Here is a 24,115-nt window from a genome sequence, read left to right on the forward strand (position 1 = left end):
TTGGTCCGGCCGACTCGTGGCTTTGATTCTGTTTTGTTCGCTTTTCGATTCTCGTTTGGACTCCAATTCCGACTTGCCGCCTGAATCCGGTTCAGCGCGACGCGCTTTAGTGGATAGTGCTCAGAAACCCGCCGCTTTTGCCAGATAGGGTGCCAGCGCCAGTGCGTAGGTTGCCGTGAGGTGATGATTGTCGCGCAGGACGACGATGTTGCCGACCACCGCCGGGCAGCTGTCCTTGCCGCATAGTCCATCGTTCATATCGACCACGGTCACCCCCGTCATGGACTGGGCGGCGAGCGCGTAGATGTCTTCCCGTTCGACCTTGCTGCGCGGATTGACGCAATTGCCCGGGTCGGTTCCCAGGCAATTGCGCGGATCGAACAGGCTGGAGGGCGTGTTGCGGATGGCGACGACGCGCACGCCCTCGCCGGCGAGCTCGCTCCAGACGCTGCGCAGCCCCTCGATCATCGCATCCTGCGCAATGCTGGTGTAGTTGCTCTGGCTGGTGACCACGATATCGGGCTTCAATTTCGCAATTTCGGCCAGAACCCTCTCGCGCCACAGCGTGCATTGCTCATACGGCTTGCCGTCGTCAAGGATGGCAACCCGGGTCACCGGGCATGCCGCCTTGGTGAAGCTGACGAGCTTCCACTTTCGGTCTTTGGCGATTTTGTCGACTGCCGATACCCATTGCGCCGCGTGGGAATCGCCCATCACGACAATGGTGCTCGTCCCCGCCGGATCGCCGAGCCGGCAACCGGTCGCGTCGATGCCTTTCTGCTCCTGATGACATTTCATCCGATAGATGACGGGCACGTCGGCGCCGATCTTACTGAGGGGCGGCAGTGGCTTGACACCCTCGGGGACGGCGGCGTTCGCCAGCAAGGCGGCCGGCCCCGGATAATTCGGCGTTCCAATCAGGCTGGTGTCGATGGGCTGCCGGTCGATCGCGTAGACGAGTCCGCCGGCCACCGCCACGCACAACCCCACGGCTACCGTGCCGTCGATCAGCGGCCGCCATTGCAGGGATGAGCGCGAATGGCGATAGGGCTGTTCGACGAAGCGATAGGAGAGACCGGAGACGACAAGGGTAGCAATGATCAGCGCAACGCCATCGACAGGGCCGATCGTGCCGCGCTGCGCCACATAGAATATGATCAGCGGCCAATGCCACAGATAGATCGAATAGGATCGATCGCCGATATAGCGCAGCGCGGCGGTATCCAGGCCGCGGAAGCGACCCATGCGTATGCCGCCGGCCGCGATGACCAAGCACGCGCCGAGCGTCGGCAGCAGCGCCTTGAAGCCTGGAAAGTCGGTCGATCTTGAAAACAGCGTAGCCGACGCAAGCGCCGCCAGCATGCCGGCGACAGCCATCGCTGTCCGCACGCGCCCGTTCGGCTGGAACCGGTCGAGGGTCAGCGCCAGGAGGCCGCCGAGGGCCAGTTCCCAGATCCGCGTGTGGGTGACGAAATAAGCCCATGCCGGATCGGATCGGGTGAGAGCGACGGAAGCCGCGAGCGAGCCCGCCAGGACTACGCCGAGCACGACGGTGAGCAATTGCACCGGTGAGTGCCCGCGGCGCCTGGCCCACCAGAGCGCCGCGATCATCAGCACCGGCCAGACGATGTAGAACTGCTCCTCGATCGACAGCGACCAGAAGTGCTGCACCGGGCTCGGCGCATCCTCGGCGCCGAGATAATCCACGGCCTGCTCGGCAAGCCGCCAGTTCTGCACGTAGAGCGCGCTTGCCATCACCTGTTTGGCGGTTTCTTCCCACCAGGCGTCCGACACAAACAGCAGCGTTCCCGCGAGCGTGACGAGGAGTACGACCATCGCCGCCGGCAGCAGCCGCCTGACCCGGCGCGTGTAAAAGCCGACAAGCGAGATGCCGCTGTCGCTGAGCGCCATGCGAGCCAGCAGGCCGGTGATGAGAAAGCCGGATATGACGAAGAAGATGTCGACGCCGACATAGCCGCCGGGAAGCGCCGACGGCCAGATGTGGAAGATCACCACAAAGGCAACGGCGAGTCCGCGCAGCCCCTGTATCTCCGGCCGAAATCCCCCCGGCGCAGTTTCGTCTCGCAAAGCCAGTCTAGCCCCCACAGTGCCGCCTGCTCCGGCTGGCCGCCGTGTCAATTCTGCTGGATCGAAATACCCTTGTCGTCGATCTTGAGCTCGACGCCTTTCGGCTTGGTCTGCTCGCGATAGACGTAGATGCCGAGCGCGATGACCACTACGACCAGCGCCCCGATGATGAGATAGAGCGTGTTCTGCCTCATTGCGTCCCCTCGTTCCGGTCGAGACCCGCTTTGGAGCTTGCAGGCCGCCGGCGCCTACTGGTCGTCGTCATCGGATGCCGGACGCCAGCTCGTCGGATCGACCTTCTTCTGCGTATCGCTGTCGGTGTAGACCCACCAGCCGCCGTCGCGATATTGCCCGACGGATTCGTTGACGACACCGTCGCCGTCCTTCCACATGATCGTGACTTTGGAGCCGTCCTTGGGCGCGCTCGTGATCGGTTTGTGTTCTGCCATCTCACTCCCTCCCCAATCCTACGCCTCATCGGGCTGGCGGAAACGTCCCGCGCGGCTCCGGGTTCCGTCAGCTATGCGCGAAGATATCTTCCTCTGCCCAGCCCATCAGGTCCAGCTTGGCGCGCGTCGGCAGGAAACGGAAGCAGGCGTCCGCCTCCTTGGTGCGGTTTTCGCGCGCCAGGCGCGCCGCAAGCACCTCGCGCAGGCGGTGCAGATAAAGCACGTCGGAGGCGGCATATTCGAGCTGTTCGGGCGAGAGCGTTTCGGCCGCCCAGTCCGAGGATTGCTGCGCTTTTGACAGGCCGATACCGAGCAGTTCGTTGCAGAGGTCCTTCAGCCCGTGGCGGTCGGTGTAGGTGCGGGTCAGCCGCGAGGCGATCTTGGTGCAGAACACCGGCTCCGCCATCACGCCGAAAGCGTGGTAGAGCACGGCGATGTCGAACCGGCCGTAGTGAAACAGCTTGGTGACACTGTTGTTTCTCAAGAGGCTGACGAGATTCGGCGCCTCCTTCTGGCCCGGCGTGATCTGGATGACGTCGGCGCTGCCGTCGCCGGGCGAGATCTGCACCACACAGAGCCGGTCGCGATGCGGGTTGAGCCCCAGCGTTTCCGTGTCGATGGCCACCGCCCCGACATTGTAGCGGGAAAGGTCAGGCAAATCGTTTTTATGGAAACGGATGTCGGCGGTCATTCTCTTCTCCGGATCGCGGCTTACCCGTCCTCGCCGCGATCCATGGAAAAATCAACAGAAAGTTGAATGTCACGCCTTGCGTGAAACCTCGCCTAATGCATGTCGCCCAGAAGTGTACGCGGTTCTGGGACAACGACATGCATAAAAACAAGGACTTAAAGCGCGTCGCCTGAATCCGTTTCAGCGCGACGCGCTTTAGCGGGTCAGCGCATCGAGAATGCGCGCCCAGGACCGCTGCCCCTTGTGGAAGGAGGTCAGCTCGTATTTCTCGTTTGGCGAATGGATGCGGTCGTCGTCGAGGCCGAAGCCGACCAGCAGCGATTCCATGCCGAGATAGGTCTGGAAATCGCCGACCACGGGGATAGAGCCGCCGCCGCCGGTAGTGACCGCCTGCTTCTCCCATTCGTCGGACAGTGCGTCCTTTGCCTTGGTCAGGAAGGGCGAGTCGTAGGAAAGCTGAATCGCCGGCGAACCGCCATGCGGGTGGAATTCGACCGAGCAGTCGCCGGGAATGCGTTCGCGCACGAAGGCCTGGAAGGCGGCGCGGATCTTCTTCGGATCCTGCTTGTGGACGAGCCGGAACGACACTTTCGCCGACGCTTCCGCCGCGATCACCGTCTTGAAACCCTTGCCGGTATAGCCGCCGATGATGCCGTTGAATTCCGCCGTCGGCCGCGCCCAGGTGAGCTCGAGCACCGAGCGCCCCTTTTCGCCGGCCGGAATGGAGAGGCCGACCGGTCCGAGGAAGGTTTCAGCCGTCTCGCCGAGCCCTTCCCAGGATTTCAGCACCTGCGAAGGCGTCTCCTCGACGCCGTCATAGAAGCCCGGAATGGTGACGTGACCGTCCTTGTCGTGGATATCGGCCAGGACCTTGGCCAGGATGCGGATCGGATTGGCGGCCGGGCCGCCATAGAGGCCCGAATGCAGGTCGCGGTTGGCGGCCTTGACGGTGACCTCCTCGCCGACCATACCGCGCAGCGACACGCAGATCGACGGCGTCTGGCGGTTCCACATGCTGGTGTCGCAGACCAAAGCGAAATCCGCCTTCAGCTCGGCGGCGTTCGCTTCCAGGAATGGCTTGAGCGAGGGCGAGCCGGATTCCTCCTCGCCTTCGAACAGGATGGTGACGCGGCATGGCAGGTTACCATGCACCTGCTTCCATGCGCGGCATGCCTCGACGAAGGTCATCAGCTGTCCCTTGTCGTCCGCCGAGCCGCGGCCGGTGATTACCTTGCGGCCGGGCTCGATCTCCTTGATCGACGGCGCGAACGGATCGGTTTCCCACAATTCGATCGGATCGACCGGCTGGACGTCGTAATGGCCGTAGAACAGCACATGCGGCGCGCCCGCCGGTCCCTCGTGATGCGCCACCACCATCGGATGTCCGGGCGTGTCGCGCACGCCGGCGTCGAAGCCGATCAGCTTGAGCTCGGCGACCAGCCATTCGGCCCCCTTGCGGCAGTCGGCGGCAAAGGCCGGATCGGTGGAGACCGACTTGATGCCAAGCAGGCCGAACAGCCGCTCCAGGCTCTGGTCGAGATTGTGGTCGAGACGGTCGAGTACGGGGGAAATTCTGGACATTTGGGGGCCTTTCGATTTTCGGGCCGACCCTAAAGGTCCGGACCGGAAACGAAAAGCCGCGATCGTTGGACCAAGCCGGGGAGCCTTGCCGAAAGGCAAAAAAAGACCGCCGTGGTGGAGGGGATACCACGGCGGTCTCTACTCGAAACGATGCGGCAGCCCGGAGAGGGGGGATAGGCTGCCGCAGGTTGCCCGGATAGGCGGGGGACGGGCCTTACTCCGGACTTCGGCGAAAACTGCCGATGACGTGTATTTGGGTCTGTGAACGTGGCGATTCAAGGGCACGAAAATTACACTTTTGTAACGTACCCGTGATCGCCCAAAAGCCGGCGATCAGCTTCTGTCAGGGTGTTGCCGGAACAGCGTGGTTTGTTAAGCCTTTGGCATGGACCGCGAAGCCCGGCCGCGCTATCCCTGCCGGCATGAAAAAAGGCGATCATCTCTTCCTCGTCGACGGCTCCGGCTACATTTTCCGCGCCTATCATGCTCTGCCGCCGCTGAACCGCAAATCCGACGGCCTGCCGACCAATGCCGTGCTCGGCTTCTGCAACATGGTTTGGAAGCTGATGCAGGACGCCCGCAACACCAATGTAGGTGTGGTGCCGACGCATTTCGCCGTCATCTTCGACTATTCGTCTAAAACCTTCCGCAGCGAGCTCTATCCCGAATACAAGGCGAACCGTTCGGCGCCGCCGGAAGACCTGATCCCGCAATTCGGGCTGATCCGCCAGGCGACCGTGGCGTTCAACCTGCCCTGCATCGAGATGGAAGGCTTTGAGGCCGACGACATTATCGCCACCTATTCCCGGCTCGCTCGTGAAGCCGGCGCCGACACCACCGTCATCTCGTCGGACAAGGACCTGATGCAGCTGGTCGGCCCGACGGTCGGCATGTACGACCCGATGAAGGACCGCCAGATCGGCATTCCCGAGGTGATCGAGAAATGGGGCGTGCCGCCCGAAAAGATGATCGACCTGCAGGCGCTGACCGGCGACTCGGTCGACAACGTTCCAGGCGTGCCCGGCATCGGCCCGAAAACCGCCGCTCAGCTCCTGGAACAATTCGGCGACCTTGACGGGCTGTTGGCGCGCGCCGGCGAGATCAAGCAGGACAAGCGGCGCGAGACCATCATCGCCAATGCCGACAAGGCGCGTATTTCGCGCGAGTTGGTGACGCTGAAAAACGACGTGCCGCTGAAGGAGGGGTTGGACGACCTGGTCCTGCATGAGCCGGATGGGCCGAAGCTGATCGGCTTCCTGAAGACGATGGAATTCACCACGCTGACCCGACGCGTCGCCGAGGCGACCGCGACCGAGATCGGCGATGTCCAGGCTTCCGCCGTTACCGTCGAACGGGCCGATACCGCTCATGGTCCCGATGTCGGCGCCGGCGCGCCACCGCCGCAGAGGCCGGCCGCGCCCACGCAAAACGACGCGGCGAAGCCACCGGCAAGAGGCGAAGACGCTCCGCCGCAGGGCGACACCCCTTCCCTGCTCTCTGCGCTGCGGCTGGAACAGGCGGCGGCACGCAAGATCGACCCTTCGGCCTATAGCGCCATTCGCGATGCGGCGGCGCTCAAGGCCTGGATTGCCCAAGCCCGCGAAGCCGGCGTTCTCGCCCTCGACGCCGAGACCACTTCGTCCGACCCGATGCAGGCCGATCTCATCGGCCTCTCTATGGCGATCACGCCCGGCCGCGCCGTCTATGTGCCGTTTGCCCACACGAGCGGCAATGGCGACCTGCTCGGCGGCGGCCTGCTGGAGAACCAGATCCCGGTCCGCGAGGCGCTGGCGCTGCTCAAGCCGCTGCTCGAGGACCGGTCGGTCCTGAAAATCGTGCAGGACATGAAATACGACATCGTCGTGATGAGCCGGCACGGCATCGATGTCGCCCCGTGCGACGACACGATGTTGATTTCCTACGTGCTGGACGCAGGCACCTCAGGCGGTCACGACCTCGCCTCGCTGTCGGAGAAGTGGCTCGGCCACGCGCCGGCCGCGAAAAAGGAACTCGCAGGTTCGGGCAAGAACGCCATCGGCTTCGACCAGGTCGATATCGAGCGCGCGACGCGATACGCTGCCGAACAGGCTGACATTGCGCTGCAGCTCTGGCAGGTGCTGAAGCCAAGGCTCGCCGCCAAGGGCCTGGTTTCCGTCTACGAGCGGCTGGAAAGGCCGCTGGTGCCCGTGCTTGCCCGGATGGAGCAGCGCGGCATCTCGGTCGACCGCCAGATCCTGTCGCGGCTGTCGGGCGAGTTGGCGCAGGGCGCCGCCCGCGTCGAGGAAGAGATCTACGGGATCGTTGGCGAGCGCATCAATATCGGCTCGCCGAAACAGCTCGGCGACATCCTGTTCGGCAAGATGGGCCTGCCGGGCGGTTCGAAGACCAAGACCGGCCAATGGTCGACTTCGGCGCAGCTTCTGGAAGACCTTGCAGCCGAAGGCCACGAACTGCCGCGCAAGATCGTCGACTGGCGCCAGCTCACCAAGCTGAAATCGACCTACACCGATGCGCTGCCTGGCTTCATCAACCCCGGCACCAACCGCGTTCATACCTCATATGCGCTCGCCGCGACGACGACCGGGCGGCTGTCGTCCTCCGATCCCAACTTGCAAAACATCCCGGTGCGAACGGCCGAAGGCCGCAAGATCAGGACCGCCTTCATCGCCGAAAAGGGCTACAAGCTGGTCTCGGCCGATTACAGCCAGATCGAGCTGCGCGTGCTGGCTCATGTCGCCGAGATCCCGCAGCTCAAGCAGGCCTTCGCAGACGGCGCCGACATCCACGCGATCACTGCCTCCGAGATGTTCAACGTTCCGGTGGAGGGCATGCCTTCGGAAGTGCGCCGCCGCGCCAAGGCGATCAATTTCGGCATCATCTACGGCATCTCGGCCTTCGGCCTCGCCAACCAGCTGTCGATCCCGCGCGACGAGGCAGGCGCCTACATCAAGCGCTATTTCGAGCGGTTCCCGGGCATCCGCGACTATATCGAGGAAACCAAGGCCTATGCGCGCGAGCACGGCTTCGTCGAAACCATTTTCGGCCGCCGCATCCACTATCCGGAAATAAGGGCCTCCAACCCATCGGTCCGCGCCTTCAACGAGCGCGCCTCGATCAACGCCAGGCTCCAGGGCACCGCGGCCGACATCATCCGCCGCGCCATGGTGCATATGGAAGAAGCGCTGGACAAGGCAAAGCTATCCGCCCGCATGCTGCTGCAGGTGCATGACGAGCTGATCTTCGAAACGGTGGAAGCGGAGGTCGAGGCGACGATCCCGGTGGTGCGGAGCGTGATGGAAAACGCCCCGATGCCGGCGGTCTCAATGTCGGTGCCGCTGCATGTCGACGCGCGGGCGGCGAACAATTGGGACGAGGCGCACTGAGTCGGACTAGCAGGCGCTGCGATCCTTCACACCCCCCTCTGGCCTGCCGGCCATCTCCCCCGCAAGGGGGGAGATCAGGCGTCACCTCGGGTTTCGCCAATCTTAGCGTTGCAGAGATGGGCGGAGCGGCAGAACTGCCAATCTCCCCCCTTGCGGGGGAGATGTCCGGCAGGACAGAGGGGGGTGCCTCGCACCAGCATCAACAAGCCGGCTGACTCATCAGGCTGCCTCAGCCCGGCACTTCGCGCAAACCCCGCGAAATTCGATCACCGCTTTCTTCGCGGCAAATCCTGTCGAACGCACCCACTCGTCCAGCCGGTGGTCGACATCGTGGTCGGACATCTCGGTCACCTGGCCGCAATTGTCGCAGATGGCGAAGGCTGTCATCGAATGGCTGTGATCGTGCGGTTCGGCGCAGGCGACGAAGGAGTTGAGGCTTTCCAGCCTATGCACGAAGCCGGACTTCACCAGCGTGTCGAGCGCGCGATAGACCTGCAGCGGCGCGCGGAAACCACGCTCGCGCAGCTGGTCGAGCAGCGTATAGGCGCTGAGCGGCCCGCTGGACGCCTCGAGCTTCTCGAGCACGCAGAGCTGGTTCTTGGTCAGCGCATCTCTTGCAGTCATCTTGTTGGCCCGATCGACGCTCGCACGCGACCGCGCGTGCGAAGGACTTCAATTTCCCCTGAGATAGCGACGAACGAGTGATTTTGCCACTGTTTCCGGAGCGCGTCGCTCTTGGCTCGCGGTGGATGGCAATAGTTCGCCGGCTAATCGCTATTTGCGCGGCGGCCCCTTGCGCTCGGCGGACGCGGCCCACAGGTTGATATCGGACTCGCGCGCGTAGCTGTCGATCTCGGCAAGCTCGGCATCGCTGAAGTCGAGCGCCTTGAGCGCGCCGACGCAATCCTCGACCTGTTCCGGCCGGCTGGCGCCGATCAGCGCCGTGGTCACGCGGCCTTTGCGCAGCACCCAGGCCAGCGCCATCTGCGCCAGCGTCTGCCCACGCCGGCCGGCGATGGCGTTGAGCGCCTTGATGTTGGCGATCGATTTGTCGTTGATGAAAGCCGGACGCAGCGACTTGCCTTGGGATGCGCGGCTGCCCTCCGGAATGCCGCCGAGATATTTGTCCGTGAGCATGCCTTGCGCCAGCGGCGAGAACACGATCGAGCCGATGCCCAGTCCCTCCAGCGTGTCGAGCAGCCCGTCTTCCTCGACCCAGCGGTTGAGCATCGAATAACTCGGCTGGTGGATAAGGCAGGGCGTGCCGAGCCGCCTCAATATGTCCGCCGCCTCGCGCGTGCGCTGCGAATTGTAGGAAGAAATGCCGGCATAGAGCGCCTTGCCCGAGCGCACCGCATGGTCGAGCGCGGCCATCGTCTCTTCCAGCGGCGTCTCGGGGTCGAAGCGGTGCGAATAGAAGATGTCGACATAGTCGAGCCCCATGCGCTTCAGGCTCTGGTCGAGGCTCGCCAGCACATATTTGCGGCTGCCCCATTCGCCATAGGGACCGGCCCACATCTCGTAGCCCGCCTTGGTCGAGATGATCATCTCGTCGCGATAGGCGGCGAAATCGGTGCGCATGATCTCGCCGAATGCCGTCTCGGCCGAGCCGGGCGGCGGGCCGTAATTGTTGGCGAGATCGAAATGGGTGATGCCGAGATCGAATGCTCGGCGCACGATCGCCTGCTTGGTCTTGTGCGGCGTGTCGTTGCCGAAATTGTGCCACAGCCCGAGCGAAATTGCCGGCAGCTTCAGGCCGGACCGTCCGCAACGGTTATAGATCATTTTCTCGTAGCGGTTGTCGGCGGCGACATAGGGCATGTGAGTCCTCGGGATCGGGGCGGCGCAGCGATCGCCGCAAGAGAAATTGAATCGATGCCTGCCCCTCATCCTTACCCTCTCCCCGCTAAAACGGGGAGAGGGCTTGCCACCTACTTTTTCTTGGCCAGCAGCGCCTTCGCATCATTGATCCCGAGTGCGGCCGGCCGCTCGCAGGTCGTCTGCATGGCGACATATTTGCCGCTTTCGCCCGAACGCAGGATGCCGGTCATCACATCGACGGCGTGCAGCGCCAGTTCCATCGAGCAGCGGTGCGGCCGCCCCTCGGCGATCGCGACCGCCATGTCGGCCAGGCCGGCGGTGCGGTAATTGGCCATCATGCCTTGGCCATGCATCTCGTTCGGCACACCGAACGGATGGTTCCACTTGGGCAGCTTCTTCACCGGCTTGGCGCTGTCGGTGAAGCGCACCTCGCCGCCGAAGAAATTCGGATCCGGCACAAAGACCGTGCCCAACTCGCCATAGAGCTCCATCGGCGCGTGGCCATGGCTCCAGACGTCCCAGCTGGTGTTGAGCGTAATCACCGCGCCATTCGCGAATTCGAGCAGCGCATGGATGGTGGTCGGCGTGTTCACCGGGATTTTTTCGCCCGCCCGCGGTTTGGAGCTGATGGTGCGTTCTTTCGCTGGCGTCGTCGCGAAAGCCGCCACCTGTTTCACTGGCCCGATCAGCTGGATCAGGTTGGTCACGTAGTAGGGACCGATATCCAGCACCGGACCGGCGCCCGGCTGGAAGAAGAAATCCGGGTTGGGATGCCAGTGCTCCATGCCGTGGCCCATCACATGGCAGGTGCCGCTGGTGATCGCACCGAGCTTGCCGCTGTCGATCAGGTCGCGCACCAACTGATGCGCGCCGCCGAGGAACGTGTCCGGTGCCGAACCGATACGTAGCCCTTTCTTCTCGGCCCGTTTCTTGAGATCAAGCCCTTCCTCGATCGACAGCACGAACGGCTTTTCCGAATAGACATGCTTGCCGGCGTCGAGCACCGCTTTCGACACTTCATAGTGCACCGCGGGGATCGTCAGATTGACGACGATATCGATCTCGTCGTCCTCGAGCAGGTCGTTGACGGTCTCGGCGCGCAGCTTGAACTCCCTTGCCCGCGCTTTCGCCGCATCCATGTTGATATCCGCGCAGGCCCGCATCTTGATGCCGCGGAACAGCGGCGCCAGCGAGAAATACGCCTTCGAGATGTTGCCGCAGCCGATGACGCCGACGCCTAGCTTGTTTGCCATTTTCGATTACTCCTGCCAGCTCTTGGCTGCCGCGATCGAGCGCCGGGCAAAGCGCTCGATGTCGTTGGGGTTGTCCTGCTCCATGATGAAATACTGCGCCGCGCTTTTAGCCCGCAACGCCTTGAACAGACCAGGCCACTCGATCGTGCCATGGCCGACATCCGACCAGCCGTCCTCGTCAAGCCCTTCGCCGGGCTTGGCTATGTCCTTGACGTGAACCGACGCAATGCGCTTGCCGTGCTTTTCGATCCAGGGCAGCGGATCGGCGCCGCCGCGCACCACCCAGGCGACGTCCATTTCCCAGCCGATATCCGGCGCTGAAGCCAGGATGTGGTCCTGCGGCAGCGAGCCGTCGGCAAGCGCCTTGAACTCGAAATCATGGTTGTGCCAGGCAAAGCCGTAGCCGGCCTTCTTGGCGGTCTCGCCAACCTTGGCCAGCCGTGCGCCGAAACCGCGCCAGCCGGCGGCATCGCCGGGACGCTGATCGGGCATCAGATAGGGGCAGATCAAGAGCGTGATGCCGAGCGCGTCGGCTGTTCTGCGCACGCCGTCGAAATCATTTTCCAGCGCATCGATCGAAAAATGCCCGGTCGGCATTGCAAGCCCGTTCTTGTCGAGTTCGGCGCGAAATGCTTTCGGGTCGTCATAGACGCCGCCAAAGCCTTCGACCTGTTTGTAGCCGAGCTCGCTGAGCATTTTCACCACGCCGTTCCATGGCTGGAAATTGCGGGCGCTGTAGAGTTGGAATGACCAGTTCATCTGTCCTGTCCGTTCTGCTTGGGGGATTTTTTCGGAGTTAAAGGCGATTGTCGGTTTGAGCGTCGAACAGCGAGGCGCGCGCCGGATCGAAGCCGATGCGGATCGCATCGCCGTTGCGCAGCGTCTTATCCGCTTCCACGCGGAAGGAGATGATCTGGCCGCCGAGCTTGGTCCACACCAGCGTGTCGGAGCCCATCGGATCTACTATCTCGACCGTCGACTCGGCGGTGAACGGCATGGCCCCGGCGGCGTCGCCGAAAGCGATGTGCTCAGGCCGGATGCCGAAGATGCAAGGCTTGGCGGCCCGGCCACCGTCGCCGTCGAATTGATAGCGGCCGAGCGGCACCGACACGCCGTCCGCTTTGAAGACGGGGACGGCGCCCGCCTCCAACTCGCCTTTGAGGAAATTCATCGCCGGCGAACCGAGGAAGCCGGCGACGAAGCGGTTGACTGGCCGGTTGTAGATCTTTTGCGGCGCGTCGAGCTGCTGGATGACCCCGCCTCTCATGACCGCGATGCGATCGGCCAGCGTCATCGCCTCGATCTGGTCATGGGTGACGTAGATCATCGTGTTCTGCAAGCGGCGGTGCAAAAGCTTGATCTCGACGCGCAGTTCCGAACGCAGCTTGGCGTCGAGATTGGAGAGCGGCTCGTCGAACAGGAAGACGTCGACGTCGCGCACCAGCGCGCGCCCGATCGCCACGCGCTGGCGCTGACCGCCCGAAAGCGCCGAGGGCTTCCTCAGCAGCAACGGTTCGATCTGCAAGATCTCGGCGGCGCGCGCGATGCGTTTGGCGATCTCGTCCTTCGGCACGCCGGCGACGCGCAGGCCGAAGGAAAGGTTCCTCTCGACCGTCATCTGCGGATAGAGCGCGTAGGACTGGAACACCATGCCGATGCCGCGGTCCTTCGGCTGTTCCCAGGTGACGTTCTTGCCCTTGATGAAGATGCGGCCTTCCGAAATGTCGAGCAGGCCGGCGATGCAGTTGAGCAAGGTCGACTTGCCGCAGCCGGACGGTCCGAGCAGCACGATGAACTCGCCCTCGGCGACATCCAGATTGAGCGTCTGCAGCACCGAGACGGCGCCGAAATTGAGCGACAAATCCTGGATCGAAACGCTGGGACTGGCGGTTTCTGCTGCCATCATCATCCTTTCACCGCGCCGGCGGCGATGCCGCGCACGAAGAGCTTGCCGGAAATGAAGTAGACGATGAGCGGAACGAGACCCGTCAGGATGGTCGCGGCCATGTTGACGTTGTATTCCTTCACGCCTTGCACCGAGTTGACGATGTTGTTGAGCTGCACCGTCATCGGATAGGTGTCGGGGCGCGTGTAGACGACGCCGAACAGGAAGTCGTTCCAGATGCCGGTCACCTGCAGGATGATGGCGACGACGAAGATCGGCAGGGACATCGGCAGCATGATGCGCAGATAGATGCCCCAGAAGCCGGCGCCGTCGACACGCGCCGCACGGAACAGCTCCTCCGGCATCGATGTGAAATAGTTGCGGAACAGCAGCGTCAGGATCGGCATGCCGAAGATCGAATGCACGATCACCAGGCCGGTCAGCGTGCCGTAGATGCCGATCTCGCGCAGGATGATGACGATCGGATAAATCATCACCTGGTAAGGGATGAAGGCGCCGACGATCAGGATGATGAAGAAGGTGTCGGCGCCCTTGAAGCGCCAGTTGGCCAAGGCATAGCCGTTCACCGACGCGATCGCGATCGACAGGATCACCGACGGCACGGTGATGCGCACCGAATTCCAGAAGCCACGCGAGAGCCCATCGCAGTTAAGGCCGGTGCAGGCGGTCGCCCAGGCTTTCACCCAGGGCTCGAAGGTGATCTCCACCGGCGGCGAAAAGATGTTGCCGAGGCGGATTTCCGGCATGCCCTTCAACGACGTGACGATCATCACGTAGAGCGGCAAAAGGTAATAGAGCGCCACGACGATCAGCGTGCCGTAAAGGAAGATATTGCGGCGCGACAACACGTGCCGCGGCTTCGGCCCGCTCGGGCCGGCGGCGTCGCGCCGCAGCGCTTCGGCGCTGGTGGACAGGGAGGCGACATCAACCACGCTTGCGGCCTCCGAATTCGAGATAGGCCCACGGCACGATGACGATCACCACCGAAAGCAGCATCATCGTCGAGGCAGCGAAACCCTGGCCGAGATTCTGGGCGAAGAACATGTAATCGTAGACATATTTCGCCGGCACCTCGGAGGCGATGCCCGGGCCGCCGCTGGTCTGCGCCACGACCAGGTCATAGACCTTGACGATGCCGGCGGCGATGATCACCAGCGTGGTGATGAAGACCGGCCGCATCATCGGGATGACGATGAAGAGATACGTTTTCCACATCGGTATCCCGTCGACCCGCGCGGCCTTCCAGATGTCCTCGTCGATGCCGCGCAGGCCGGCAAGCATCAGGCACATGATGAGCCCCGTGCCTTGCCAGAGCGCGGCGATCGAAATGCCGTAGATGACGATGCTGGAATTGTAGAGCGGGTCGAAGCTGAAGGTCGTCCAGCCAAGGTCGCGCACCACGCGCTGGACGCCGAAATCCGGGTTGAGCAGCCACTGCCAGACAAGCCCGGTGACGATGAAGGACAGCGCGAAGGGATAGAGGAAGATGGTGCGGAACGTGTCCTCGAAGCGGATCTTCTGATCGAGAAGAGCGGCAAGCAGGAAGCCGATGACCAGCGAGAACACCAGCGAGATCGCGCCGTAGATCAGAAGGTTCTCGATCGAGACCAGCCAGCGCGATGTCGACCAGAGCCGGTGATATTGATCGAGCCCGACGAAGTTGAGCCGCGGCAAAAGCTTCGAATTGGTGAAGGAATAGAGCACCGTCCACGCCGTGCCGCCGACGAAGACCACAAGCGCGGTCAGGATCATCGGGATCGATGCGATTTTCGCGTTGAGGTTACGGAAAATCTGGTTGGGGCGTTCGCTGTTGCTCATCTCGGCAGCCGGGCTGGGACAATGAGGACATCATGCTCCCGACCCCCGATGGGCAGGGGCCGGGAGCTGGCGGGGGCGCCGAGGATCAATCGGCCGAAGCGATGATGTCGGCGAAGCGCTTCTGCGCCTCTTCGAGCGACATGTCGGGCTTGGCGAAGAATTCGGAGAACAGGTCCTCCTTCTGCTTCTGGCTGTCTTGCGAGAGCAGCTGGTCCGTCCACGGGATGACGGCTCCCTTGGCAAGAATGGCGAGACCCTTCTTCATGCAGTCGTTCGCCGTGTTGAGATCGACGTCGCCGCGCACCGGCAGCGAGCCCTTCTTGAGGTTGAAGGCGACCTGGGTCTTCGGATCGAGCAGCGTCTCGGCCAGAACTTCCTGCGCCTTGGATTTGTCGGCATCCTTGAGCCGCGGGAAGTAGAAGGCGTCGCCGCCGGTGGCGATGACCTCGTTCAGGCCAAGGCCGGGCAGGCAGGCGTAGTCCTTGCCGGCGGTCTTGCCGGCGACCTGGAATTCGCCCTGCGCCCAGTCACCCATGATCTGGCCGCCGGCCTTGCCGGTGATGACCAGATTGGTCGCCTGGTTCCAGTCCTGCACATTGGTGTTCTTGGCCATCTTGCGGGCATCGTCCGCCGCCTTGAACACTTTGGCGATCTCGGGACCGCCGGCGAATTTGGCGTCCTTTTCCTTATAGACCTTGAGGAAGGCGTCCGTGCCGCCTACCGCGGCGAGCAGCACGTCGAAGGCGCCCGAGGCCTGCCAGGGCTGCCCGCCGACCGCGAGCGGGATGATGCCGGCCTTTTCCAGCGCCGGAGCGGCGGCCACGAATTCATTCCAGTCCTTCGGCATCGGCACGCCGGCCTTCTGGAAAGCCTCGTTGGACAGCCACAGCCACTGCCAGGAATGGATGTTGACCGGCACGCAATAGATCTTGCCGCCGATCGTGCACGAGTCGAGCAGGCTCTTCGGCCGCACGATCTCGGTCCATTTACCCTTGGTGGCGATATCGGTGAGGTCGCGCATCAGCCCGGCCTGCACCAGTTCTTCCGCCTGGCGGCCGTGGTTGAACTGCGTGGCGCCCATCGGATCGCCGCCGGTGATGCGGCTGATCATGATCGGCCGCGCCGTGCCGCCGGAGCCGGCGATGGCGCCGTCGACCCAGTGATTGCCCGTCGCGTCGAAGGCCTTGGCAAGCTCGGCCACCGCCGCCGCCTCGCCGCCCGAAGTCCACCAGTGGGTGACTTCCAGGTCGGTCGCAGCCGCCGGACTGGCGAAGTTGAGCGCAGCCGTCGCGGCAAACGCGGCGGTCAGGAATTTGTATCGCATTTCGGCTTCCTCCCAGAATCTGAAACGTTACAGATTTTCGATAAGGCAAATGATCCGCATAAGCAACCCCTCGCCTCAAAGCCGATGAAGATTTTTTCGAGACACGAACAAAATCCTTCTTCCGAGGCGGCGATGTCAGCGCCGAAGCGGGCGATTGGTGCCTAAAGTGGGCCAAAACCAATATTTCTTTGTGATTCCAGCGACTTTCGGTTCATCTCCTCACCCGCAAGGCAAGGGTCGCGGCCTTGCCCGCCACTCACCAATATTGGCAATCTGTAACGTTTCAGTATACTGGACCAGGCCGAAGGCCAAGGGTCGCGCAAATGTCAACGCCGCACGATTGCCGGTCAGCCTCGCGGCTGCTATGCGCCTGACGGGCGGGACAAATGGATAGACGGATAACGAAGAAGGACGACGACGCGTCGGGCAAGGAGCGGCCGACGCTGAAGACGCTTGCCTTCATGACCGGGCTTGGCGTCACCACAGTGTCGCGCGCCCTGAAGGATGCACCCGAGATCGGCGCCGAGACCAGGCGCCGCGTCCAGCTCGTCGCCAAGCAGATCGGCTATCGCCCGAACCGCGCCGGCGTACGCTTGAGAACAGGCAAGACCAATGTCATCTCGCTTGTGCTGAACACCGAGCACGAGCTGATGAGCTTCGTTTCGGACATCATCTACGGCGTCACCGAGGTGATCGCCGACACGCCCTACCACCTGATCGTCACGCCCTATTCGCGCTCGCAGGATCCGCTGGACCCGGTGCGCTATCTGGTCGAGACGGGCTCGGCCGACGGGGTGATCATCTCGCGCACCCAGCCCAACGACCCGCGGGCTCGCTACATGCTGGAGCGCGGCATTCCCTTCGCCACGCATGGCCGCACCGACATGGGGCTGGTGCATCCCTACCACGACTTCGACAATTACGCCTTTGCCGGCGAAGCCGTCCGCTATCTCGCCGGCAGGGGCCGCAACCGGCTTGCCCTTGTGACGCCTCCGGTTGGCCTCACCTATTACGGCCATACGGTGAACGGCTTTGCCGATGCGCTGAGCGAGGTGGGTGCCAGCGAGGTGCCGTTCAACACCGTCTCGATCGATCAGTCGATCGACCAGATCAGGATGCGGACCGCGCAATTGATGAGGCGCAAGGACCGGCCGGACGGTTTTGTCAGCAGCGCCGCCGCCGCGACGCTCGCCATCGTCGCCGGCATCGAGGACGCCGGGCTGAAGCTCGGCCGCGACGTCGACGTGGTGTCGAAACAATCGTCGGAGCTGCTGCATTTGTTCCGGCGGGAATTGCTCGTCGTCAACGAGAACTTCCGGCTCGCCGGCTCCGAGCTCGCCCGTGCCGTGCTCGGCTGGATCGGCGGCGCCGACCCCGGCTCGCTGCAGTCGCTCAGCACGCCGAGCGAGGTGTTGCCCTACCGGGGTTAGTTTAGGTTTTCCTGACCAAATGATTTTCGTCGGGCTAGGTGGCCACGGGGGGAGATTGGCCGAAGCCCCTCAACTTCGTCATCCACGGGCGGAGCAGGAGCGAAGCGGACGCGCAGACCCTAGGATCCTTTCCGTGAATTTCGAGAGCTGCAGTGATGCAGACAAAGGTGCCCTCGGAGAACCCTTTCTAAACCGCTGCATTCTATGTCAGACGTCGCGGCATGGATCCTCGGGTCTGCGCCGCGTCGCTTCGCTCCTTGCTCCGGCCGTGGATGACCACGGGAGAAGCGCCCAGCGTACCCAGCGGTACAAGGCCTAGGCAGCGCCGCTGCCCCATGGCCCGTGGAATGCCCCCTGCTCGCCAATGCGCTCAAAACCATGCGCGCCGAAGAAATCGCGCTGCGCCTGGATCAGGTTCGAGGTGCCGCGGCCCTGGCGGTAGCTGTCGAAATAGGCGAGCGCCGAGGACAGCGCCGGCACCGGCGAGCCGGCTTCGGAAGCGCGCGCCACGATCCGCTTGAGCGACGGATGCGCCTCCTTCATCATCGCGATGAAGGCCGGCGCCATCAGAAGATTGGTGGAAGCGCTGCCCGTACCGAAAGCCTCCGCCATCGTGTCCAGCATCTGCGAGCGGATGATGCAGCCGGCGCGCCAGATCTTGGCGATGGTCGGCATCGGCAGGTTCCAGTTGAACTCCTTCGAGGCGCCGCTCATCACTGCGAACCCTTGCGCATAAGCCGCGATCTTGCCCGCGAACAATGCCAGCTCCAGATCCTTGAGCAGCGCGGCCTTGTCGCCGGGAATCTTTTCGACCCCGATATCGCCATAGGCCTTTTCCGCCGCCTGCCGCTCGTCCTTGATCGAGGACAGCACGCGCGCCGCGACCGCCGCCTCGATGGCTGTCGCCGGAATGCCGAGCTGCTGCGCCTCGATGACCGACCATTTGCCGGTGCCCTTCTGTCCGGCGCGGTCGAGGATGATGTCGACCACCGGCTTGCCGGTCTTGGCATCGTCGGCGGCCAGCACCTTGGCGGTGATCTCGATCAGATAGGAGTTGAGCCGGCCCTTGTTCCAGCCGGCGAAGACGTCGCCGATCTCCTTCGGCCCCATTCCGAGGCCGTCGCGCAGGATGCCGTAGATCTCGGCGATCATCTGCATGTCGGCATATTCGATGCCGTTGTGGATGGTCTTGACGAAATGGCCGGCGCCATCGGTGCCGAGCCACGCCGCGCAAGGCTCGTCCTTGAACTTGGCCGAGATCGCCGTCAGCACTTTTTCGACGCGCTTCCAGGACTCTTCGGTGCCGCCCACCATGATCGACGGCCCGTGCCGCGCGCCTTCCTCGCCACCCGACACGCCCATGCCGATGAAGGTCAGGCCCGAGCCGGACAGCTCCGAGAAGCGCCGCATCGTGTCGCGGAAATTGGCGTTGCCGGCATCGATGACGATGTCGTTGTCGGAGAGCACGCCGCGCAGTGCCGCGATCTGCTCGTCGACCGGCTTGCCGGCCAGCACCATGATGATGATCGGGCGCGGCGGCCGGATCGCCGCGGCGAGCTCCTCCAGGCTGTAGCAGGGAACCACCATGTCCTTCAGCGAACCGGCGCTTTCGACGAAGGCGTCGGTGCGCGATGGCGTGCGGTTGAAGACGGCGATGCGGTGCCCGTGCTCGGCGATGTTGAGCGCCAGGTTGGAACCCATCGTGCCAAGGCCGATCAGGCCGATTTCGGCTTTTTCCATCGTTTCCTCCCTGCTTTGAATGCTTGTTGTGGTCGCGTTTCGGGGCGATGCCCGCTACTTCCCAAGATGAATGACGGGCCTTGGGGGCGGCGTCAACCGCTTCGCAGGCCGGCCTCACCTGAATATCACTCGCCCCTGACGTCGATCGGCGCCTCGATCTTCACCACCTCGAAGTCCGACACGAGGATGTCGAGCCTGGCATTCCAGCGTCCGGGGATTGGGATGACCATATTGTCGACGCGCCAAGTGCCGTCGCCGGGTTTGGTCGCCGGCCGCTTGATCGGCTCGATGCCGGAATCCGGCTTCGACAGCACCAGCGTCACCTGCTTGGCGTCCAGCGGCCCGAAATCGCCGGTCATGATCACCATCGAAGCTGCGACCTCGCCGGCATGGCCGGGCGTGATGCTGAGATCGGCCATCGCCTTCAGCGTGTGGATATGGATCGACACCGGTTGCGCGGCGGCGATCGCCAGCGCGCGCGGCGGCGGCGTGAAGCGCCAGCCGGCAGCGACGCCGAAGATGGCGAGCACGAACAGCATCTCGATGCCGATCGAGCGCACCAGCCGCCGCTGCACTTCGGTATCGCCGGCCTCGGCGGGCGCCGTCAGCGTCCAGCGGTTGACCGCGGCAAGCGTGAACAGGAATAGCAGCAGAGCGAGCTTCAGCAGCAACAGGAGGCCATAGGCCGTGTGGATTAGCGCCGCCGGTTCCCGCACCTGGATGATTGCCAGCACGATGCCGCTGGCGACAAGCACGGCGACGACGGGGAGGATCGCGCGCGAAAACCGGCCAAGGAACACGCGCGCTTCAGCCGGCTGCTGCCGCAACGCAAGGCCGAGCGGCGCCAGCGCCCCGGCCCAGAAGGCGATTGCCGTGCCGTGGACAAACACCAGGGGCCGCGTCAGCCATTGCGGTTCGGCGGCGCTGGCGTGACCGCTCGCGGCAAGAGCGGCGCCGACACCGAGCAGCGCAGCACTTGCCGACAGCTTGCGAAGACCCGATGGTCCGGTAAGCGAAAGCAGAGCGAGACCAAGCGCGATCAGGCCGACCAGCACTGTCCAGACGAAGCTCGTCTCCAGCGCGGTCTTCCAGGCCGTCGGTGTCGCAAACCGGGCGAGCGGCGCGCCAAGCCCATCCAGCCCCTGCAGGCCGAGCGACACCGGCGCCCCGACCAGGCCGAAAATCAGTGCCGCGGCAACAAAGCGCTGGCCGCAGCGCCGGTCCCCGGCCAGCCAGGCGAGCGCGAAGGCGCCCCCAACGCCGAGAAAGAGGGCGGCATAGAAAAACAGCTTTGCGACCCAGATCGCCGTGCGCAGTGTCCAGTCGACGGCTTCGCCCGCCATCGGGGCTGCACTTGGAGCGCCTATGGAAAACAGCGCCGAACCGCCGACCGGATGACCGTCGACCGACACCACCCGCCAGCTCAGCACATGCGTGCCGGATTTGAGCGTTTCGGGATTGTCGATCTCGACCGTCTGGTCGTTGAGACGGAAGGATGTCAGCGCAAGCTGCGAGCCGTCGGGCCGCACAAGCGTCAGCACCAGCGGCAAGACGGGTTCGCTGAAGGTCAGCGAAAATTGCGCTGGACTCTGCGCCAGCACGGCACCATCGGCCGGGTCGGTCGCGACAAGCGCCGCATGCGCGAAACCGCGGCCGGGGACGGCCAGTACCGCCAGCGCCACGAGCGCTGCGAACAGCCAGGCAAGCGGGCCGACATATCGGCCTGCCGTGCGGATCGTCGAGGAAGACTGTGCTGCGTTCATGCCTTTGTAACGGGAAGTGACGGCGCGCCCAGATGGAGCGCGCCATCAAGAGATCATTTCTTCGGCAGCAATTTGATGCCGGGCGCCGGATTTTCCAACGCGTCTTCATCCTGGCCGACCGCCGGGATCTCGATCCAGCGATCGGTGGCGTCGCCGCATTCCTGCACGACAGGGAAATAGAGCATCTGGCCGGCCGGCAGATCGGCCGCCAGCCAAGCGCGGAACACGAACTCGTCGTAGAACTCGTCGGGCAGATTGCCGCCGCTCCAGTCCACCTCCTTCACGCCGGTGGCCAGCGTCTCGCCATAGAGCTGGTAGGGTTTCTCGTACTTGCCCTTCTTGGTCTGCAGCGTCCAGCCGGGCTTGGGCATCGGCTTCACCGCAATGACGCCTTCGGGAATCTGCACGCGCACGGCTGTGGTTGCCTTGCCCTCGCAGCCATGCGCCACGCGCAGGACGGCCTTGTAGGTCGAGCCGACAGGGGCTTCCCGGGTTTCCAGCGTGATATGGGCGAACGCGGCATTCGTGCCGAGCGCGAGAAGCGCCCCCGTGGCAACAAGATAGTTCTTCATGAATTGTCCCTCTGATTTTTGTCTGGATGGCGGATCAGTCGGCGTGATCCATGTCCATCTCGCCGGTCTCGCCCATGCCCTCGACGGCAAACTCGACGGTGACGCTGCCGGCCTTCTCGAAGGTCAGTATGGCGGGAAACTTCTCGCCTTGCTTCGGCTGCCGCTTCAGCCCGGTGAACATCAGGTGATAGGCGCCCGGCTTCAGCGCGACCTTGCCGCCGGCCGGGATCTCCAGCCCGCCGCTGACCGGCCGCATGGTCATGACGCCGTCCTTGACGCCCATGTCATGCAGCTCCGCCTTGTCGGAGATGTCGGAGGAAATCGACAGCAGCCGGTCCGGCGTGCTGCCCTTGTTGGTCACGGTGAAATAGCCGCCGGCTACCTTGGCGCCGGGTGGCGTGGCCCGCGACCAGGGATGCTCGATCACGAGATCGCCGACCTTGAATTCATGCGCGCGGGCGCCGGGAACGCAGGCAAGCAGGAGAAGAAGGACGAACACGGCAAGGCCGAGACCTTGCAGGCCGAGCGGCCGGACGTCACGAAGAGCATGGGTCTGCGCCTTGGGAGGTAGATTGGACATGGTTGCTCCATGAAAATGAGGATCGCGTCGCTTTGCGGCCGCGGACAGTCTGATCTTTGGATGGATGCGCCCGCGAAAGGTTCCGCGGATCAGGCCATTGCCGGCGGCGCGCGCGGATTGGCCGGAGAACGGTCGCGGGCGAAGTCCTGGTGCCGGAAGGCCGGAAGCTGGAAGGCGACGGCCTCAAAAACCCGGGTTCTGGCCAGCGCGCCCGCTTCCGGCGGCGGCAGATGTGCCGGCGAAACCATGTTGCAGCCGAGCGAGCAGCAGGCCGGCAAATGCTGCTGGTGCGGATCGCCGCCGGGGAGTTTTGCGGCCCCTTCGTGCGTGCAGATGACGTTGCCGAAAGCATCGAGCTGTGACGGCGTGCCAAACGCGAACGCGCCGAGAGAGGACTGAAGCAACAGAAGCAGCGCCGCGACGAACGCGGCCGGCATGCTCCATCGTCTCAGCCGGATATCCAACGGAAAACCTCTCCCAGAACGCATCGACCGTAGCACGGGGGATGCGGCCGCAAAATCGGCAAAACCGCGCTGCGGCAACGCGGCGCGATATCCGTCAAACGCGCCCTGACAAACGCGCCGTCAGGCAGGCTGCGCCTGCCGTCCTTCGGGAATGGAGCTCAGCAGCGTCTGGCGCGCCGACTTCAGGTGCTTGCGGCACGCGGCGTCCACCTTGGTGGGATCGCGCGATTTGAGCGCCGCGATATAGGCGAGATGCTCCTGGACCGCGACCTCGTTGCGCTGGCGCTCCTCGGCCTTGTTCCACTGATAGTGGTAGTGGAAGATCATCGCGATCACGTCGTAGAAGTCGACGATGAAGCGGTTGTGCGAAGCACGGTGGATCAGCCGGTGGAAGCGCTCGTCGAGTTCGGAAAATTCGTTGAAGCGCACGGCGATCTCGCTGGCGAGCTGGCGGTGTTGGACCTCCAGCATGTCGAGGTCGACCCAGACCGCGCTGTCTTCCGGCAGCGCGACGAAGGCCGCCGCGGAGCGCAGCTCGAACATCTCGCGGATCTCGGTCAGCTCCAGCGCGAAGGCGCGCGTGAAACCCTTCAGCACCCAGTGGCTGTTGCGCCGCTTCTCGATCAGCCCGAAGCGCGAGAAGCGGATCAGGAACTCGCGCACGCTGGTGGTGCCGACGCCGATTTCGCGCGCCAGCTCCAGCTCGTTGATCTGCATGCCGGCCTCGGCGCCCTCGGCAAGCAGGCGCCGCATGAAGGAGCGCTCGATGATCTCGGCCAGCGTATCGGTCTCCTCCTCGGGGAAGAAATCCTCCGGCCGCGGCGCCCTCAGCACCGTCTTGTCGCGCTTGTTCCAGGCAATCAGCCCGGTCTCTTCCATGCGGGCAAGGATGCTGCGCACCGTGGTGCGGCTGACGCCGAGCAGCGTGCCGAGCTCGGGCTCCGACGGCAGGCTTTTCGATTCATCGAGCAGCCGCAGGCAGCGATTGAAGGCGTCCTTGTAGACGTTGTTGCTCTTCGACATTCCCTGCCCCGTTGCCTCGCCGGCGCTTGCGACGGCCGGTTTGAGGCGCAATAAGATATGTCCCTAGCCCAAGCTTCTGAAAACAGGAACGGTTTTCGCCGGCTTGCAAAATGGGCGCCCGCGCCTCCAGGTGAGGCACGCCGTCCGCGATGAAAAAACGATTGACGCAAAACTGTTTTTTCACGATAAAAGACATTACCCTCAAATGGGCGTAAGTCAATCCGCCCGC

At 63.7% G+C, this 24,115-nt stretch carries 21 protein-coding genes; 2 read left to right on the top strand and 19 right to left on the bottom strand.

Going from position 1 to position 24,115, the window contains the following annotated elements:
• Window positions 1-120: 120 nt before the first annotated feature.
• The 5 genes from ACWGS9_RS23610 to ACWGS9_RS23630 form a co-directional block, all read right to left on the bottom strand.
• Entirely contained in the window at window positions 121-2,088 is a 1,968-nt protein-coding gene (locus ACWGS9_RS23610; RefSeq protein ID WP_454507514.1) for an acyltransferase family protein, read from the bottom strand.
• Window positions 2,089-2,135: 47 nt separating this feature from the next.
• A complete protein-coding gene (locus tag ACWGS9_RS23615) occupies window positions 2,136-2,282 on the bottom strand; it encodes a hypothetical protein (RefSeq protein ID WP_320215419.1) in 147 nt (48 codons plus the stop codon).
• Between the two features lie 54 nt (window positions 2,283-2,336).
• Entirely contained in the window at window positions 2,337-2,537 is a 201-nt protein-coding gene (locus ACWGS9_RS23620; protein WP_454507515.1) for a hypothetical protein, read from the bottom strand.
• 67 nt (window positions 2,538-2,604) lie between these two features.
• On the bottom strand, window positions 2,605-3,228 hold the full coding sequence (locus ACWGS9_RS23625; RefSeq protein ID WP_454507516.1) for a ribonuclease D: 624 nt from the start codon (window positions 3,226-3,228) through the stop codon (window positions 2,605-2,607).
• Window positions 3,229-3,423: 195 nt separating this feature from the next.
• Window positions 3,424-4,809, bottom strand: a complete 1,386-nt coding sequence (locus tag ACWGS9_RS23630) for a M20/M25/M40 family metallo-hydrolase (RefSeq protein WP_454507517.1) — start codon at window positions 4,807-4,809, stop codon at window positions 3,424-3,426.
• Window positions 4,810-5,231: 422 nt separating this feature from the next.
• Between ACWGS9_RS23630 and polA the strand changes: the two genes are divergently transcribed.
• Window positions 5,232-8,192, top strand: coding sequence for a DNA polymerase I (gene polA / locus ACWGS9_RS23635; RefSeq protein WP_454507518.1), 2,961 nt, complete (start codon window positions 5,232-5,234; stop codon window positions 8,190-8,192).
• A 219-nt stretch (window positions 8,193-8,411) separates the two neighbouring features.
• On the opposite strand, the gene ACWGS9_RS23640 is transcribed toward polA, so the two are convergent.
• The 8 genes from ACWGS9_RS23640 to ACWGS9_RS23675 all read right to left on the bottom strand — a co-directional run bounded on the left by ACWGS9_RS23640 (window position 8,412) and on the right by ACWGS9_RS23675 (window position 16,314).
• Window positions 8,412-8,816, bottom strand: coding sequence for a Fur family transcriptional regulator (locus ACWGS9_RS23640; protein ID WP_041003614.1), 405 nt, complete (start codon window positions 8,814-8,816; stop codon window positions 8,412-8,414).
• Window positions 8,817-8,966: 150 nt separating this feature from the next.
• Window positions 8,967-10,013, bottom strand: a complete 1,047-nt coding sequence (mgrA, locus tag ACWGS9_RS23645; RefSeq protein ID WP_454507519.1) for an L-glyceraldehyde 3-phosphate reductase — start codon at window positions 10,011-10,013, stop codon at window positions 8,967-8,969.
• 110 nt (window positions 10,014-10,123) lie between these two features.
• The gene (locus ACWGS9_RS23650) at window positions 10,124-11,266 is read right to left on the bottom strand and encodes a Gfo/Idh/MocA family protein (RefSeq protein WP_454507520.1); all 1,143 of its coding nucleotides are present in this window, start codon (window positions 11,264-11,266) and stop codon (window positions 10,124-10,126) included.
• Window positions 11,267-11,272: 6 nt separating this feature from the next.
• Complete coding sequence (locus ACWGS9_RS23655; protein ID WP_454507521.1) at window positions 11,273-12,025, bottom strand: sugar phosphate isomerase/epimerase family protein; 753 nt, start codon at window positions 12,023-12,025, stop codon at window positions 11,273-11,275.
• 37 nt (window positions 12,026-12,062) lie between these two features.
• Complete coding sequence (locus ACWGS9_RS23660; RefSeq protein ID WP_454507522.1) at window positions 12,063-13,172, bottom strand: ABC transporter ATP-binding protein; 1,110 nt, start codon at window positions 13,170-13,172, stop codon at window positions 12,063-12,065.
• The gene (locus ACWGS9_RS23665; protein ID WP_454507523.1) at window positions 13,172-14,104 is read right to left on the bottom strand and encodes a carbohydrate ABC transporter permease; all 933 of its coding nucleotides are present in this window, start codon (window positions 14,102-14,104) and stop codon (window positions 13,172-13,174) included. Before ACWGS9_RS23665 ends, ACWGS9_RS23660 begins: the two co-directional genes overlap by 1 nt.
• Window positions 14,097-14,990, bottom strand: coding sequence for a carbohydrate ABC transporter permease (locus tag ACWGS9_RS23670; protein ID WP_454507524.1), 894 nt, complete (start codon window positions 14,988-14,990; stop codon window positions 14,097-14,099). The genes ACWGS9_RS23665 and ACWGS9_RS23670 overlap by 8 nt, the downstream gene beginning before the upstream one ends.
• An 85-nt stretch (window positions 14,991-15,075) precedes the next feature.
• Window positions 15,076-16,314: an ABC transporter substrate-binding protein gene (locus ACWGS9_RS23675; RefSeq protein WP_454507525.1), complete on the bottom strand. Its 1,239-nt coding sequence runs from the start codon at window positions 16,312-16,314 to the stop codon at window positions 15,076-15,078.
• A 386-nt stretch (window positions 16,315-16,700) separates the two neighbouring features.
• Between ACWGS9_RS23675 and ACWGS9_RS23680 the strand changes: the two genes are divergently transcribed.
• Complete coding sequence (locus tag ACWGS9_RS23680; protein ID WP_454507526.1) at window positions 16,701-17,744, top strand: LacI family transcriptional regulator; 1,044 nt, start codon at window positions 16,701-16,703, stop codon at window positions 17,742-17,744.
• 315 nt (window positions 17,745-18,059) lie between these two features.
• Here ACWGS9_RS23680 and gndA read toward each other — a convergent pair whose 3' ends face one another.
• The 6 genes from gndA to ACWGS9_RS23710 form a co-directional block, all read right to left on the bottom strand.
• A complete protein-coding gene (gene gndA / locus ACWGS9_RS23685; RefSeq protein ID WP_454507588.1) occupies window positions 18,060-19,505 on the bottom strand; it encodes an NADP-dependent phosphogluconate dehydrogenase in 1,446 nt (481 codons plus the stop codon).
• A 104-nt stretch (window positions 19,506-19,609) separates the two neighbouring features.
• On the bottom strand, window positions 19,610-21,247 hold the full coding sequence (locus ACWGS9_RS23690) for a copper resistance CopC/CopD family protein (protein ID WP_454507527.1): 1,638 nt from the start codon (window positions 21,245-21,247) through the stop codon (window positions 19,610-19,612).
• A gap of 53 nt (window positions 21,248-21,300) precedes the next feature.
• Window positions 21,301-21,819, bottom strand: a complete 519-nt coding sequence (locus ACWGS9_RS23695; protein ID WP_454507528.1) for a YcnI family copper-binding membrane protein — start codon at window positions 21,817-21,819, stop codon at window positions 21,301-21,303.
• Between the two features lie 34 nt (window positions 21,820-21,853).
• Window positions 21,854-22,399 (bottom strand): copper chaperone PCu(A)C, encoded by a 546-nt coding sequence (locus ACWGS9_RS23700; protein ID WP_454507529.1) that lies wholly within the window; start codon window positions 22,397-22,399, stop codon window positions 21,854-21,856.
• Window positions 22,400-22,488: 89 nt separating this feature from the next.
• Window positions 22,489-22,836 carry a DUF2946 family protein gene (locus ACWGS9_RS23705; protein WP_454507530.1) on the bottom strand — a complete coding sequence of 116 codons (348 nt, stop codon included), beginning with the start codon at window positions 22,834-22,836 and terminating at the stop codon, window positions 22,489-22,491.
• A gap of 147 nt (window positions 22,837-22,983) precedes the next feature.
• A complete protein-coding gene (locus ACWGS9_RS23710) occupies window positions 22,984-23,886 on the bottom strand; it encodes a GntR family transcriptional regulator (RefSeq protein WP_454507531.1) in 903 nt (300 codons plus the stop codon).
• Window positions 23,887-24,115 lie beyond the last annotated feature (229 nt).

It is taken from the genome of Mesorhizobium sp. Arg314, from assembly GCF_053714275.1.

What these genes read in the sequence shown, in the direction of transcription:
- ACWGS9_RS23680 (WP_454507526.1), top strand. Translation starts at nt 16,701, where the DNA reads ATGGATAGACGGATAACGAAGAAGGACGACGACGCGTCGGGCAAGGAG.
- ACWGS9_RS23670 (WP_454507524.1), bottom strand. Translation starts at nt 14,990, where the DNA reads ATGAGCAACAGCGAACGCCCCAACCAGATTTTCCGTAACCTCAACGCG.
- ACWGS9_RS23615 (WP_320215419.1), bottom strand. Translation starts at nt 2,282, where the DNA reads ATGAGGCAGAACACGCTCTATCTCATCATCGGGGCGCTGGTCGTAGTG.
- ACWGS9_RS23695 (WP_454507528.1), bottom strand. Translation starts at nt 21,819, where the DNA reads ATGAAGAACTATCTTGTTGCCACGGGGGCGCTTCTCGCGCTCGGCACG.
- ACWGS9_RS23630 (WP_454507517.1), bottom strand. Translation starts at nt 4,809, where the DNA reads ATGTCCAGAATTTCCCCCGTACTCGACCGTCTCGACCACAATCTCGAC.
- ACWGS9_RS23710 (WP_454507531.1), bottom strand. Translation starts at nt 23,886, where the DNA reads ATGTCGAAGAGCAACAACGTCTACAAGGACGCCTTCAATCGCTGCCTG.
- ACWGS9_RS23700 (WP_454507529.1), bottom strand. Translation starts at nt 22,399, where the DNA reads ATGTCCAATCTACCTCCCAAGGCGCAGACCCATGCTCTTCGTGACGTC.
- mgrA (WP_454507519.1), bottom strand. Translation starts at nt 10,013, where the DNA reads ATGCCCTATGTCGCCGCCGACAACCGCTACGAGAAAATGATCTATAAC.
- ACWGS9_RS23660 (WP_454507522.1), bottom strand. Translation starts at nt 13,172, where the DNA reads ATGATGGCAGCAGAAACCGCCAGTCCCAGCGTTTCGATCCAGGATTTG.
- ACWGS9_RS23705 (WP_454507530.1), bottom strand. Translation starts at nt 22,836, where the DNA reads ATGCCGGCCGCGTTCGTCGCGGCGCTGCTTCTGTTGCTTCAGTCCTCT.
- polA (WP_454507518.1), top strand. Translation starts at nt 5,232, where the DNA reads ATGAAAAAAGGCGATCATCTCTTCCTCGTCGACGGCTCCGGCTACATT.
- ACWGS9_RS23640 (WP_041003614.1), bottom strand. Translation starts at nt 8,816, where the DNA reads ATGACTGCAAGAGATGCGCTGACCAAGAACCAGCTCTGCGTGCTCGAG.
- ACWGS9_RS23620 (WP_454507515.1), bottom strand. Translation starts at nt 2,537, where the DNA reads ATGGCAGAACACAAACCGATCACGAGCGCGCCCAAGGACGGCTCCAAA.
- ACWGS9_RS23675 (WP_454507525.1), bottom strand. Translation starts at nt 16,314, where the DNA reads ATGCGATACAAATTCCTGACCGCCGCGTTTGCCGCGACGGCTGCGCTC.
- ACWGS9_RS23655 (WP_454507521.1), bottom strand. Translation starts at nt 12,025, where the DNA reads ATGAACTGGTCATTCCAACTCTACAGCGCCCGCAATTTCCAGCCATGG.
- ACWGS9_RS23650 (WP_454507520.1), bottom strand. Translation starts at nt 11,266, where the DNA reads ATGGCAAACAAGCTAGGCGTCGGCGTCATCGGCTGCGGCAACATCTCG.
- ACWGS9_RS23690 (WP_454507527.1), bottom strand. Translation starts at nt 21,247, where the DNA reads ATGAACGCAGCACAGTCTTCCTCGACGATCCGCACGGCAGGCCGATAT.
- ACWGS9_RS23625 (WP_454507516.1), bottom strand. Translation starts at nt 3,228, where the DNA reads ATGACCGCCGACATCCGTTTCCATAAAAACGATTTGCCTGACCTTTCC.